This window comes from Candidatus Planktophila dulcis (assembly GCF_002288225.1).
GTDB classification, from domain to species: domain Bacteria; phylum Actinomycetota; class Actinomycetes; order Nanopelagicales; family Nanopelagicaceae; genus Planktophila; species Planktophila dulcis.
Genome location: NZ_CP016777.1, coordinates 766,719 through 780,835 on the forward strand (window position 1 = coordinate 766,719; position 14,117 = coordinate 780,835).

Here is a 14,117-nt window from a genome sequence, read left to right on the forward strand (position 1 = left end):
TATGAATAAGCCACTGCATCCACTGACACTGTGGATCAGCGCAATACTCCTTGCAATAGGTGTTGTTGCACTCGATAACGCATGGATCGCACTTGCGATCGTGGGTGCGGTGGCTTTTCTTGTCTATATGCGTCGCGATGGTTCACCTTGGGAGAGAAGCTTCATTCTCTCGCTTCGGATGGGCGCCATCATCCTGGCTATTCGCACAATCGTTGGAATTCTGATTGGTGTCCCGATTCCTGGAACCATCCTCTTTAGATTGCCCATCCTTGAACTACCTTCATGGATGCCTGGGATTCGTATAGGGGGCGCAGTAACACTAGAGAGATTGTCATCATCTCTTCACGAAGGTGTCATCATCGCAACGATGATTGCTCTCTTTGGGGCTGCAACATCCCTGACGAGCCCACATAAATTGTTGCGTGTGACTCCATCATTCATCTATGAAATAGGAATCACACTCGTGATTGCAACATCTCTCTTCCCACAACTTGCAACGAGTGCGCGACGAATCCGAACAGCACAGAAGTTGCGTGGAATGGAAAATATCCACATCCGCTCCATCGCAATCCCACTTCTTGAAGAATCACTCTCACGGTCATTGCAACTTGCAGCTGCCATGGATGCGCGAGGTTATGGAATAAGCCGCAAGCGCTCTCGATATCGCCCTGTGCAATGGTTGATGCGCGATAACGTCATTGTTGCGCTCACAGTTGCCACATCTGCTGTGATGGTGGTGCGATGATCACCTTCTCCAACGTTTCATTAATCTATCCTCACTCCACCAAGACCATCCTTGAAGATCTCTCCTTTCAAATACAAGAAGGCGAGATGGTCCTTGTTATGGGTGAGACAGGTTCAGGTAAATCATCTCTACTTCGCCTCATTAACGGTCTAGTCCCCCATCACACTGGTGGCATCTTGGCCGGTGATATCTCTGTCGATGGAATTTCAACTAGATCTGTGAAACCAGGTTCACTTGCTCACCTCGTTGGCATTGTTGGTCAAAATCCCATCAATGGATTTGTGACAGATATTGTTGAAGAAGAACTGGCATTTAGCATGGAGGCTCTGAACTTTGCCCCCGATGTCATGCGCAAGAGAGTGGAAGAGATCCTTGATCTTCTCAGTTTGAGCGCTCTACGCAATCGCTCGATTGCAACCCTCAGCGGTGGCGAACAGCAACGCGTAGCAATAGGCGCAGCACTTGTCATGCAGCCCAAAGTTTTGGTCCTTGATGAACCTACAAGCGCACTTGACCCGATTGCAGCAGAGGAAGTTCTCTCAGTTCTACATCGCCTTGTTCACGACTTGAGCGTCACAGTCATCATTGCAGAGCACCGTTTGGAAAGAGTCATCCAATTTGTTGATTGCATTATCTATATTGAGGGAGATGGTGAGACATCGATTGGCTCCCCCGATGAAATTCTCAAGAATTCAGAGCTGGTCCCTCCTATTGTGAAATTAGCTCGTGCCCTGAACTTGAGCGAGATTGGCACAAGTGTTCGTGAAGTAAGACGAGCTACCGATGAGATTCGAAGTCGCCAATATCCTCTTTCAGATGTTGCACAGAGAGCAGATTCGCCTGCAATAGAAGTATCTGATGTTTCGCATTCTTATGGTGAGAAGCTCGCACTCAACACAATCACCACCACTATCCATCACGGTGAAATCGTTGCCATCATGGGGCGCAACGGTGCAGGCAAAAGCACTCTGTTGCACTCCATTGTTGGTTTGCACGCACCTGGAAAAGGAAGAATCTCTGTTAACGGCCAAGATCCCACAGAGCTCACTGGTGCAGCGCGCAGACAAGCGATTGGATATGTCCCTCAAGAACCTAGCGATCTTCTCTTTGCATCCAGCGTTGAAGAAGAATGTGCTCATGCAGATCGTGACAATGAGTTAGTGCCGGGATCGACGGCAGCACTTCTCAATCGACTCGTTCCAGGAATCACTACCCAAGCCCATCCCAACGATCTATCTGAAGGACAACGTTTGGCACTGGTTCTGAGCATTGTTCTTGCAGCAAACCCTGATGTTTTGGTTCTTGATGAACCCACTCGTGGACTTGATTACCGGGCCAAGGGGCTCTTTGGTGTGGCTCTCAAAGAGTATGCAAAGCAATTTAATCGGCCAGTGCTGCTTGCAACCCACGATGTGGAGCTTGTCGCAGAACTTGCAGATCGAGTTCTCTTTCTTGCAGAAGGCGACATCGTCGCAGATGGCACAACACTGGAAGTTCTTCTCTCATCTCCTGCCTTTGCGCCACAAGTAGCAAAGATTATGTCGCCTAAGCCATGGCTGACTGTCAGTGATGTTGTTCAAGCACTGGGAGATGTCTCATGAAGACTGCGGGAATTTTCTCCTTCAAGGGTGCATCACTCATTGCACTACTTGCAACAAGTGCAATCAGTGCGCTGGGTTTTCTCTGGCCATTTCTCATCAGTGAGAAACAAGGCCACCCTCAGTGGATCTTCTTGCTAGCAACTCCCTGCGCACTCTTACTTCTGATGATCAGCGCGAGTAATAAGGAATTGGATAGCAAGTCGATCGCTCTTCTTGCAGTGCTCTCTGCGCTCATTGCGGCGCTGCGCCCTATGGGAACAGGTGCTGTAGGGATTGAACCGATGTGGTTTGTTCTTATCCTCGCAGCGCGAGTATTTGGTGCATCCTTTGGTTTTCTTCTTGGAACAATCTCAATGTTTCTCTCTGCACTTCTCACGGGAGGACTCGGACCATGGGTTGCATACCAATCATTTGCAGCCGGGTGGATCGGACTTGGTGTCGCTCTGATTCCAAAAGGGTTACGAGGTAAGTCAGAAGTATTCGCACTGGCGCTCTATGGAGTAGCTGCAGCTGGATTCTTTGGTATCGCCATGGATCTTCAATTTTGGCCATGGACACTCGGTTCAGATACTCAACTCTCCTACGTTGCAGGTGCTGCTCTCTCAACGAATTTCTCACACTTTATTTCATATCATTTTCTCTCAGCCATGGCTTGGGATATCCCGCGAGCAATCTTTACAGCCTCATTAATTGTGATGACTGCTAAGCCAGTTCTTCACACTTTGCGCAGAGCTCACACTCGAGCTGCCTTTATGACACCGATTGAATTTATCGAACGTGTGAAGGCATAAAGGGCAGAGCGCTGATTGTGGCTGAGGATTGCCGGCCACGAACATCAATGGTGACAACATCCCCAATCGCATAGGCAGGATCCATCAACGCAAGTGCAATTCCCACTTTGAGAGACGGTGAGAAAGTTCCACTTGTGACGATGCCGATCTCTGTACCTTCTGAATCTTTGATGGCCATTCCAGCACGAGGTATTCCACGATCATTGGATTTGAGAGCTTTTATGGTGCGAACCACGCCCTCTTCACGCTGAGATTGCAAAACTTGTGAACCACGGAAATTTTCCTTCTTCCAACCAATGGCCCATCCCGCACTTGCCTGTACTGGTGAAATTTCAAGGGAGAGTTCATGGCCATGAAGCGGGTAGCCCATCTCAGTGCGCAGAGTGTCACGCGCACCAAGGCCACAGATAGCTCCATCAAAAGGCTTCATCGCTGCAACCAGTGCATCCCAGACAACCGATGCATCTTTCCAAGATGGAACTAACTCATATCCATGTTCACCGGTATATCCGGTGCGGCAGAGAATCACATCGCATCCTGCGATAGTCACATGTGCAAATGCCATGTAATCCATTGTGGGGTTGATACCAAGGCTCTTCACGACATCGACAGCACGTGGTCCTTGCAGCGCAATTACAGCAAATTTCTCGTGGAGGTTGGTCACAGTGATTGAGGCTGGCGCGCTCTCACTCAGCACTCGCACCACATCTGTCGTATTCGATGCATTAGGGATTAGGAAGAAATCTGAATCCGAATTGCGATAGGCAATCAGATCATCGATGACGCCACCATCAGGGTTGCAGAGCAAGGTGTATTGCGCCTTGCTATCTACGATGCGAGTTAAATCATTGGTAAACATGGAATTGAGAAACTCCAGTGCACCTTCACCTTTTACGCTGGCTTTCCCGAGGTGAGAGACATCAAAAAGTCCCACTCGTTCACGAACAGCGGAGTGTTCAGCCAGAACTCCGGCTCCTGGATACTCAATAGGCATCAGCCAGCCGCCAAAATCGGCCATCTTCGCCTGTAGGTCGAGATGTTTCTGATGCAAAGGTGAGTTTTTCACAACGACAACTTACACTTACGACCTCGCATCTGCTGAGTAACGGCGGAGTGATATCTAGAGGAGTCTCCATGACCACGATCCGCCTTTCAGACGGAATTGTTAAAGATGATGTCTTAGTCGTTGGTTTGGCATCTAAGAACTCCAGGTCCTCAAAGGCTGGAGCCACTTCACTCCAGATTGAATCCGGCGATCTCGCCCTCGACACCAAAGTGCTGATGCAAGCACTTGCTGATTTAGGGGCGACTGGAAAAGCAGATGAAGTCATTAAAGTTCCTGGCACTTCCACGCGACTCATTGTCTTCACAGGCCTGGGGAATGCCAGTGCCAGCTATGACCACGAAGTACTTCGACGTGCGGCAGGTGCTGCAGCGCGCGCACTCGCGGGAAACTCCAGCGCAACATTCTCACTCCCAGCAAAATCCTTATCAGGAATTAGAGGCGTTGCTGAAGGCGCCGCCCTTGGCTCATATCTCTTTGATCAATTTAGAGGTTCTACAAAGAGCGGCCAGAAGTCACCTTTGAAATCTATTACGGTCCACACGGATCTAGCTTCACAAGCAAGTGCGAAGTCAGCTGCCAAGTCTGCAGAGATTATTGGAACCTATACAAACCTTGTGCGCGATCTGATCAATACTCCCCCAAGCCACTTAACTCCAGAGACTTTCTGTAAAGCGATCAATGACGCAGTCAAGAAGGCAGGAGGCGCAGCGCTCGGACTGAAAGTCTCCGTCATGACAGATGCTCAATTAAAGTCAAAGGGTTACGGCGGAATCATTGGAGTAGGTCAGGGTTCTGTTAATCCCCCACGTCTTTTGAACATCTCATACACACCTAAGGGTGCCAAGGCGAAGAAGAAATATGCCTTCGTTGGTAAGGGAATCACATTTGATTCTGGCGGTCTTGCACTCAAGCCTGCTAAAGGCATGGAAGCAATGAAGTCAGATATGAGTGGTGCTGCAGCTGTCTGTGCTGCAACTATTGCAATCGCACTTCTTAAACTTCCTGTTGCAATCGAGACTTGGGCACCGTTGGCAGAAAATATGATCAGCGATACTGCAACACGTCCTAGTGATGTCATCACTATCTATGGCGGTAAGACTGTTGAAGTTCTCAATCCTGATGCGGAAGGTCGCCTCGTTCTTGCCGATGCAATTGTGCGAGCACAGGAGACGAAAGATCTCGACGGAATCATCGATGTCGCAACGCTGACTGGTGCACAAGTTGTTGCACTAGGAACTCGCACGAGCGCTGTGATGACAAATAATGAAGGATTCTCATCTCACTTTATGGATGTGACAAAGGAGACAGGTGAAGCTTTCTGGCCAATGCCACTGCCTGTTGAATTACGAGCCTCCCTTGATTCACCGGTTGCAGATCTTGCAAATATTGGTGAGCGCATGGGCGGAATGCTCGTTGCTGGCTTATTCCTGAAGGATTTCGTCGCAGATGAACTCCCCTGGCTTCACCTTGATATCGCAGGTCCTGCCTATAACGAGAGCGCGCCCCATGGTTACACCCCAGTCGGTGGAACAGGGATCGCTCTTCGCTCCCTGGTGCAGCTGGCTATCTCTGCCAGCTCTTAGAAGCGCGTTATGCATTCGCCTGCCTAGGCTGGCAAGATAGGGTCGTTGAGCTTAAAGAGGAGTGTGTCGGTGGCAAATTTTGATCTCGTAGTTCTCGGTGGCGGTAGTGGCGGCTACGCCGCAGCCCTTCGCGCATCCCAACTCGGATTGACCGTAGCGCTCATCGAGAAAGATAAGGTCGGCGGAACATGCCTACACCGCGGATGTATTCCCACAAAAGCCCTGCTCCATGCTGGTGAAGTTGCAGATAGTGCACGCGACTCATCCCACTTCGGAGTAAACGCCACTTTTAACTCTATCGATATGGCTGGCGTGAACTCCTATAAGGATGGCGTTATCGCAGGCCTTCATAAAGGTTTGCAAGGCCTGGTTAAGTCTCGAAACATTACCTATGTCGAAGGCACCGGGCGACTCGTCTCCAATAACACCGTTGATGTTAACGGCACTGCCTATGTTGGTAAGAACATTGTTCTCGCAACCGGTTCCTATGCACGCACATTGCCTGGATTAGATATCGATGGAGATCGCGTTATTACATCCGATCACGGTACTTCTCTGAACTACGTTCCAAAGAGTGTCATCGTTCTCGGTGGTGGAGTCATCGGATGCGAATTCGCATCTGTTTGGAAATCATTCGGTTCAGAAGTGACCATTATTGAAGGCCTTCCACATTTGATCGCCCTTGAAGATGAATCTTCCAGCAAGTTACTCGAGCGTGCTTATCGCAAGCGCGGAATCAATTTTGAATTAGGTGTTCGCTTTAAATCTCACAAAGTTGATAAGAAGGGCGTCACAGTTACTCTTGAAGATGGACGCGAATTCACAGCCGATCTCCTCCTTGTCTCTGTAGGCCGCGGCCCTGTTACAGATGGCGTGGGCTACCAAGAACTGGGTATCACGATGGATCGCGGATACATCACTGTTGATGACCATTGCCGCACCAATATCCCTGGCATCTTCGCAGTAGGAGACATCATCCCTACTCTGCAGCTAGCTCACGTTGGATTCCAAGAAGGAATTCTTGTTGCAGAGACAATTGCAGGTCTTAATCCTCGCCCTATCAATTACGACGGTGTTCCACGTGTTACCTATTCAGAGCCAGAAGTTGCATCGATGGGGCTCTCAACCAAGGTTGCAAAAGAGCGTGGTTATGACGTTGTTGAAGTTGATTACAACCTTGCAGGCAATGGCAAGGCTCAGATTCTTAAGACTGCAGGCTCCATCAAGCTTGTTGCACAGAAGAATGGTCCTGTCCTTGGAATTCACATGGTGGGTTCTCGCGTGGGTGAATTAGTTTCCGAAGCACAATTAATCTTTAACTGGGAGGCATCAGCAGATGATGTTGCACCTCTCCTTCATGCACACCCAACACTGTCTGAGGCAATGGGCGAAGCTCATATGGCTCTTGCAGGCAAACCACTTCACTCGCACGGTTAAGTAAGAGGAGAAAATAGCGATGTCATTCTCAGTCACAATGCCAGCTCTCGGTGAGAGCGTCAGTGAAGGAACAGTTACTCGTTGGCTCAAGAACGAAGGCGACATGGTCGCTGTCGATGAACCACTCCTTGAAGTTTCAACCGACAAAGTCGATACAGAGATCCCTTCTCCTGTTGCAGGAATCCTTACAAAAATTGTTGTTGGCGTTGACCAGACAGTTGCAGTCGGCGCAGAACTTGCAGTGATTGCAGATAGCGCAGGCGCATCAGCTCCAGCACCCGTTGCAGCTCCTGCCGCTCCTGTTGCATCGCCAGTTGCTGCTCCTGTAGCAGCACCCGTTGCCGCAACTCCCCCTCCTGCTGCGCCCGTTGCTGCACCAGCATCTAGTGGCGGCGGAACAGTAATCACAATGCCGGCACTCGGTGAATCTGTCAGCGAAGGAACTGTTACACGTTGGCTTAAGAACGTTGGAGACTCCATCGCAGTAGATGAAGCACTTCTTGAAGTTTCAACAGATAAGGTCGATACAGAAATCCCTTCACCTGTTGCCGGAACTCTTCTTGCAATCGATGTTGCAGTTGATACAACTGTTCCAGTCGGTGCCCGTCTTGGACTTATCGGTGTTTCAGGATCTGCACCTGTTGTCGCTGCACCAGCTCCTGTTCCGGTTGCACCTGTTGCACCTGTTGCACCAACTCCAGCACCTGTTGCGGCTCCTGTTGTCGTTGCACCTGTAGCGCCAGCTCCCGTAGCTGCGGCTGCTCCTATGTCACAACCACAAGATGCTTATGTCACTCCTATTGTTAGAAAACTTGCAAACGATCTCGGAGTAAATCTGGCATCCGTGCGCGGAACAGGAATTGGCGGTCGTATTCGTAAGGAAGATGTTGAGGCTGCTGCTCCTAAGTCTGCAGTTGCTGCCGTTGCATCGCCTGCTGCCTCAGCTGCAGCATCAACTCCATCAGCACCACGTCCAGCTGCAGTTGCATCACCGCTTCGTGGAACTACAGTGACAATGTCACGACTTCGCAAAGTTATTGCAGCTCGCATGGTCGAATCCCTTCAGGTCTCAGCGCAGCTGACAACAGTCATTGAAGTAGATGTCACAAAGATTGCGCGTCTGCGCGATCGCTCCAAGCCAACATTTGAAGCACGTGAAGGCGTCAAGCTCTCATTCCTTCCATTCTTTGCTGTGGCAGTGTGTGAAGCACTCAAGCAACACCCAGTTCTTAACTCATCTGTCGAAGGTGATCAGATCATCTATCACGGCGCAGAGCACCTTGGTATTGCAGTTGATACTGAGCGCGGTCTCTTAGTTCCAGTCATTCATAACGCTGGTGATTTGAACATGGGCGGCGTTGCTCGCAAGATTGCAGATCTTGCGGCTCGCACACGCGATAACAAGGTAACTCCTGATGAGCTCGGTGGTGGAACATTTACTCTCACCAATACAGGCTCACGTGGTGCACTCTTTGATACACCAATCATTAATCAGCCACAGGTTGCAATCCTTGGACTCGGCGCAGTTGTGAAGCGACCAATGGTTGTGAAGGGTGAAGATGGTGGCGAGACAATCGCTATTCGCTCCATGGTCTATCTCGGTCTCTCCTACGATCACCGCGTTGTCGATGGCGCAGATGCAGCACGCTTCTTAGTCACTCTTAAAGAGCGCCTCGAAGGTGGAGCATTCGAATCTGATTTGGGTCTCTAACCTTTATGTCAGTCCCACAACGCATCGCAATCACTGGCGCATCAGGACTCATTGGCACAGCACTCGTTGGCCATCTCAAAAGCGAAGGCCACACTGTCCAGCGCTTTGTGCGCCGCCCCGTTGTCGCACCCGATGAAATTCAGTGGGATCCCAAGACTGGTTATGTTGATATCGAAGCACTTCGTGGTGTCGATGCAATTATCCACTTAGCAGGAGTCGGTGTCGGCGATAAGCGCTGGAGCAAAAAGTACAAGTCAGAGATTCTCAATTCACGACTACTTGGAACAACAGCAATCGCCCACGCGGTCAATGAAGTAAAGCCACAGGTATTTATCTCAGCAAGTGCCATTGGTTGGTATGGCGAATCCGGTAATCGCGCTGTTGTTGAATCAGATCGCGTCGGAGATGATTTTCTTGCCGCGGTCTGCCGCGAATGGGAAGGTGCTGCGGATCTCGTCACAGATGTTCGCACAGTCAAAATTCGCACAGGTTTAGTTCTAGATCCAACAGGCGGCGCACTAGGAAGAATGCTTCCACTCTTTAGATTCGGCCTTGGCGGCAAGCTCGGTAACGGTAAGCAATGGTGGTCCTGGATTACTTTGCATGATGTTATTCGCGCAATAACTTTCTTACTTGAAAATAGGATTTCAGGTCCTGTAAATCTCACATCCCCTAATCCTGTAACTAATCAGGAGTTCACATCAGCACTTGCTCGAGCAATGCATCGTCCAGCGCTCTTTCCGGCTCCCGCCATTGCACTCAAGATTGCTCTCGGTGGCTTCTCATCTGAAATCTTGGGAAGTAAGAAGGTGGTGCCACAGGCGCTCACTGATGCTGGCTTCACATGGGATTACCCACACATCACCAACGCACTTACCGCCTTAATTCAGGAGTAACTCCTGCGCTGCAAGGCGTCCAGATAAGAGTGCACCATTTTGTGAAGGTGCGGTTCGATAATCACCGGCAATAAATACTCCTTCTGCAAACTGTGAAGATTGAGCGCCTTGCACACCTACTCCAAAGATGGGAAGTGATTTAGGAATTTCATATTTGGCAATCAGCGCCCAGTCAGAGCTTGAAACACCCCACATGATTGCTAAGTGTCTGCGCACTTCTGATTCAGATGCGAAGTCGATTGTCGTAGAAGATAGAAGCGTCTTTCCAGATGGAGCATAACTTGGCACCATATTTGATATTGCAATTGAGTTAATGACAGGACCTCTTGTTTGTCCATCTATCAAGAGATTCTTTGATGAAGTCACACCTTCTGGAATCTCGTGATACCAGGTTGTACTCGATGCAAGTTTAGGAACGTTAGGAATATCCAGTAGTTGCGCTGCAGTAGTGACATCCGTTGCAACAATGACAGAGTCTGCATTGACTTGATCAATCGCATCAATGCGTGAGTTGAGATGGATGGTGTTTACACGTTTTGCAAGAGCTTTCGCCAACTCCCCTACACCGTGTGCTGGTAGCCCTGGTTTTCCTGAAACAAATGAGCGAATGATCTCTTTCCCGCTCACCGCATCAACATTGGCAGGAGAAGTGAGAAATACACCTGAAAGAAAAGGCTTGAGTACACGAGCGTAGAGATTGCCATATTGAATCAGCTCTTCTTCAACGCTCATTCCCGCCTTCGCCGAGCTGGTCAAATATGAGAGAAAGCGAACCTTGGTAAGAATTGAACCAGTTGCTGGATTAAGTGCTGAGAAAGGATGGCGGCGAGGATCTCCTAAAGAGATCTGTGATGTACCGAGTGCAATATCAATTGTTCGTGAGGCCACTATGAAATCTAGCTCTGCAAGGATTCCAAGTCGCACAAGTTCTGGGTATCGAGCATTGATGAGTTGACAGCCTCGATCTAGTCGGTATCCATCAATAACATCAGTTGCAACTCTTCCGCCAACGCGATCGCTAGATTCAAAAACTTCAACATCGCATCCAGCATCCTGCAAAGTAATTGCTGCACTTAGCCCAGCAAGTCCTGCTCCAATGACGGCAACACTCTTACCTGACACTAATTTCACGCGCCTTATCGATAATCGTTGCAACGGCTCTGATTTGTGCAGGCGTTATCGGCCATTCATTCTTGCCTTCCAGGGCTCCTGCTACTGCGAGATAAAAGAGACCGTAATTTCCTGCAACGGCTTCTATTTCTTCACGGGCATCACCTCGTTGGATATATGCCTTCGATGAAGTTGGTACGCTCCAGATTCCACCCTCAGGAAAACTTCCAGCACGTAGCAGTGCTTCTTGTGGATCTAACTCTTCAATGATGAGAGCGCCTTCACTTCCCAGACCGCGAATGCGAGGTCCTACCGATCCTGAAATCGCGCTTACTGAGCAATATGAATCCACCCCTGAGTGATGGCGCAAATTCAGAACAACATCATCTTCGGATTCTCCACGGATCTTACGAACACTTGCATAGGTCAGATCTGCAGGGCCAAAACAATCAAGAGCTGTTGAGAGTAGATGTGTCTGTAGATCAAGTAAGAGTCCACCACCTTCTTCAGGTGTTAATGATTCACGCCATGCGGCCGCATTAAGTTGTGGGCGAAATCGTTCAAAGCGAGAATCGAGTCTAAAGACTTTGCCAATCAGACCATTTGCTGCAACTTTCTTCACCGTCAAGATATCGCTATCCCATAACCTGTTATAGAAAGCAGTAACGGGGACGCCTGATTTCTCACTTGCACTCAAGATGCTCTCAGTCTCTGCAAGAGTTCGTGCCATGGGCTTTTCAACGACAACAGGAATACCTGCCTTGATTGCTGCTAACGCATGGTCGGCGTGAACTGCGTTAGCAGAAGCAACGACAACAAGATCTAAGTTCTGCGCCAGAAAATCACTGAAATCCGTTGTGACCTTGGTGAGAGGGAAATCTTCCTTCGCCTGACGTGCACGAGTGGAATTGCCGGTGAGTACCGTCGCTACCTCAAAGCCACACCCTTTAAGCAAAGGTGCATGAAATGAGCGGCCTGATAACCCATAGCCGGCAATTCCTACGCGCATAGCTAATTACTTATTCTGTAACTTAGAAGGCCACCAGATCTTTGGACCAATCTCATGAACGAGAGCTGGTACCAAAATTGAGCGAACAATGATGGTGTCGAGCAGAACACCGAATGCCACAGCAAAGCCGAGCTGAGCAAGTGGAACTAGCGGGAGTAATCCAAGAACAGCAAAGGTTGCCGCAAGGACAATTCCTGCTGATGTAATCACAGCACCGGTAACAGTGACGCCCTTGATGACGCCAGCGCGCGTGCCAATCTTCTGTGATTCTTCACGGACACGGGTCATCAAGAAGATGTTGTAGTCGATGCCGAGGGCAACCAAGAAGATAAAGGCGAACAGTGGGAATGAGTTATCTCCTCCTGCAAAGCCAAAGACATGGTTGAAGACAAGAGCACATACACCGAGAGTTGCAAAGTATGACAAGACAACTGTTCCAAGAAGAACGATTGCGCTCAAAATACTTCGTAGGAGTAATCCGAGAATCAAGGTGATTACTATGAGAATGATTGGAATGATCGTCCTGTTGTCCTGATTATTTGCTGTTCGCACATCAAAGTAAACAGCGCTCGTTCCACCCACGAGGGATGTTGAATCTGCTGCGTGAGCAAGTCGTCGAATCTCAGGAATGTCATTTCCTGCTTCAACGCTATCGGGCGCCTTATCAAGAGTCACGTTGAGAATTGCGCGATTGCCAACAACCTTCATCGCAGGAAGTGGCTGTCCTGGTACTGGGAAACCATCTAATTGTGGAGAGATATCTGTAACACCGGGTGCGTTCTTAAGAGCTGCGGTAACTGCTCCAACTTTGTCCACGGAGACCACAACCTGAGTTGGGTCACCTTCTCCGCCTGGGAAGTGCTTGACCAGCAACTTCTGTCCCACAACAGATTCAGGATTTCCTGTGAAGGAATCAACGGTTCCAAGTCCATCAGCTTTCAGTGTTGTCGATGCAAATGCAAAGAGTAGAAGTACAGATCCAGAAATAACCCAGGCCTTGCGAGGGTTACGTTCAATCGAACTTCCGACCTTGGACCAAGTTCCAGAGAGCACATGATCATCGCCATCGTTTTCAGGAATACGTGGCCAGAAAATCCAACGTCCGAAGAGGAGTAGCAAAGCAGGAAGGAGGGTAAGGATTGTGATCATCGAACAGACGATGCCAATAGCACCAACAGGACCAAGGCTTGCGGTATTTGTTAATTGGCTAAAGAGAAGGATGAGAAGAGAGATCGAGACTGTGGAGCCTGATGCAAGGATTGGCTCCCACACACCTTTATAGGCAGCGCGCATAGCATCGAAACGGTTCTCATACAGATGAAGTTCTTCTCGATAACGAGCGATGAGAAGGAGCGCGTAATCGGTTGCCGCACCAATGACAAGAACCGAGAGAATTCCCTGCGATTGACCATCAACATCAATGATGTCGTTCTTTGCAAGGAGATAGACGATTCCACCAGCTGTGGAGAGTGCAAAGAGGGATGAGAGTAAAGGGATTATCCAAAGAACTGGCGAACGGTAGACAACAATCAGAATTATCGCCACCACTGCCAGCGTTGTGAGAAGAAGAGTTGAATCGAGTGTCTCAAATGCTCCAAAGAGATCTCCTAAGAGTCCTCCGGGGCCAGTTACATAATGCGAAACACCATTGGCTTCAGCAATCGGTTTAATGTCCTCGCGCAACGCCTCGATTACTGCAGGAAGAACTGGCTTGTCATTGGGCAGCAGCTTTGCAATCGCATTGCCATCTAGTGGAACGTTTGCAAGGATGGCTTCACCATCTTCTGAAGGAAATACAGAGATAACCTGCCCTGGAGCTAGGTAATCTGCAATCTTGGCATCAGTATCTTCGAGCGTGAGAGCGCCAACGCCAGCCATATGTTCATTGATTGCTTCAAAAGTTGCAGGGCTTACTTTGCCTTCAAAGAGAATGAGGGCTGGAAGATTAAATGCATCTTTAGTAGTGAACTTTGCAATCTCATCAGCGGCCAGAGTTGCTTCAGCACCCTTAGGCAAGAATGAAGAGTTGTTATTTTCCTGAACTGAGGTCAGCTTTCCAAAGAGGGGTCCGAAGACGCCTGCAATAAGGAACCAGATGATGACCACCAACATGGCGAGGGCAAATGGCTTGCGAGATTTTTGAACTGTAGTTATCGACACGATAGAAG

Annotated in this window: 11 protein-coding genes; 7 read left to right on the forward strand and 4 right to left on the reverse strand. The window is 49.3% G+C overall.

Annotation, left to right across the window (positions count from 1 at the left end):
• Position 1: 1 nt before the first annotated feature.
• From A1sIIA65_RS03890 to A1sIIA65_RS03900, 3 genes are read left to right on the forward strand one after another with little or no spacing between them, the layout of a single operon-like run.
• A complete protein-coding gene (locus tag A1sIIA65_RS03890) occupies positions 2-745 on the forward strand; it encodes an energy-coupling factor transporter transmembrane component T family protein (RefSeq protein ID WP_095676269.1) in 744 nt (247 codons plus the stop codon).
• Entirely contained in the window at positions 742-2,346 is a 1,605-nt protein-coding gene (locus A1sIIA65_RS03895) for an ABC transporter ATP-binding protein (protein ID WP_095676270.1), read from the forward strand. Before A1sIIA65_RS03890 ends, A1sIIA65_RS03895 begins: the two co-directional genes overlap by 4 nt.
• A complete protein-coding gene (locus tag A1sIIA65_RS03900; RefSeq protein WP_095676271.1) occupies positions 2,343-3,137 on the forward strand; it encodes an ECF transporter S component in 795 nt (264 codons plus the stop codon). The genes A1sIIA65_RS03895 and A1sIIA65_RS03900 overlap by 4 nt, the downstream gene beginning before the upstream one ends.
• On the opposite strand, the gene gcvT is transcribed toward A1sIIA65_RS03900, so the two are convergent.
• Complete coding sequence (gene gcvT, locus A1sIIA65_RS03905; RefSeq protein ID WP_095676272.1) at positions 3,115-4,203, reverse strand: glycine cleavage system aminomethyltransferase GcvT; 1,089 nt, start codon at positions 4,201-4,203, stop codon at positions 3,115-3,117. The two genes, A1sIIA65_RS03900 and gcvT, sit on opposite strands and share 23 nt — an antisense overlap.
• 68 nt (positions 4,204-4,271) lie before the next feature.
• Between gcvT and A1sIIA65_RS03910 the strand changes: the two genes are divergently transcribed.
• From A1sIIA65_RS03910 to A1sIIA65_RS03925, 4 genes are all read left to right on the forward strand, one after another.
• Positions 4,272-5,786, forward strand: coding sequence for a leucyl aminopeptidase (locus A1sIIA65_RS03910; protein WP_095676273.1), 1,515 nt, complete (start codon positions 4,272-4,274; stop codon positions 5,784-5,786).
• A gap of 69 nt (positions 5,787-5,855) precedes the next feature.
• On the forward strand, positions 5,856-7,223 hold the full coding sequence (gene lpdA, locus A1sIIA65_RS03915; RefSeq protein ID WP_095676274.1) for a dihydrolipoyl dehydrogenase: 1,368 nt from the start codon (positions 5,856-5,858) through the stop codon (positions 7,221-7,223).
• A gap of 19 nt (positions 7,224-7,242) precedes the next feature.
• Positions 7,243-8,934 (forward strand): 2-oxoglutarate dehydrogenase, E2 component, dihydrolipoamide succinyltransferase, encoded by a 1,692-nt coding sequence (gene sucB / locus A1sIIA65_RS03920; protein WP_095676275.1) that lies wholly within the window; start codon positions 7,243-7,245, stop codon positions 8,932-8,934.
• Between the two features lie 5 nt (positions 8,935-8,939).
• Complete coding sequence (locus A1sIIA65_RS03925; RefSeq protein ID WP_095676276.1) at positions 8,940-9,830, forward strand: TIGR01777 family oxidoreductase; 891 nt, start codon at positions 8,940-8,942, stop codon at positions 9,828-9,830.
• Here A1sIIA65_RS03925 and A1sIIA65_RS03930 read toward each other — a convergent pair.
• The 3 genes from A1sIIA65_RS03930 to A1sIIA65_RS03940 are packed head-to-tail and all read right to left on the reverse strand — an operon-like array spanning position 9,816 to position 14,061.
• Positions 9,816-10,952 (reverse strand): NAD(P)/FAD-dependent oxidoreductase, encoded by a 1,137-nt coding sequence (locus tag A1sIIA65_RS03930; RefSeq protein WP_095676277.1) that lies wholly within the window; start codon positions 10,950-10,952, stop codon positions 9,816-9,818. The two genes, A1sIIA65_RS03925 and A1sIIA65_RS03930, sit on opposite strands and share 15 nt — an antisense overlap.
• On the reverse strand, positions 10,942-11,949 hold the full coding sequence (locus tag A1sIIA65_RS03935) for a Gfo/Idh/MocA family oxidoreductase (RefSeq protein ID WP_095676278.1): 1,008 nt from the start codon (positions 11,947-11,949) through the stop codon (positions 10,942-10,944). Before A1sIIA65_RS03935 ends, A1sIIA65_RS03930 begins: the two co-directional genes overlap by 11 nt.
• 6 nt (positions 11,950-11,955) lie before the next feature.
• Positions 11,956-14,061 (reverse strand): MMPL family transporter, encoded by a 2,106-nt coding sequence (locus A1sIIA65_RS03940; protein WP_095676846.1) that lies wholly within the window; start codon positions 14,059-14,061, stop codon positions 11,956-11,958.
• Between the last annotated feature and the right edge of the window lie 56 nt (positions 14,062-14,117).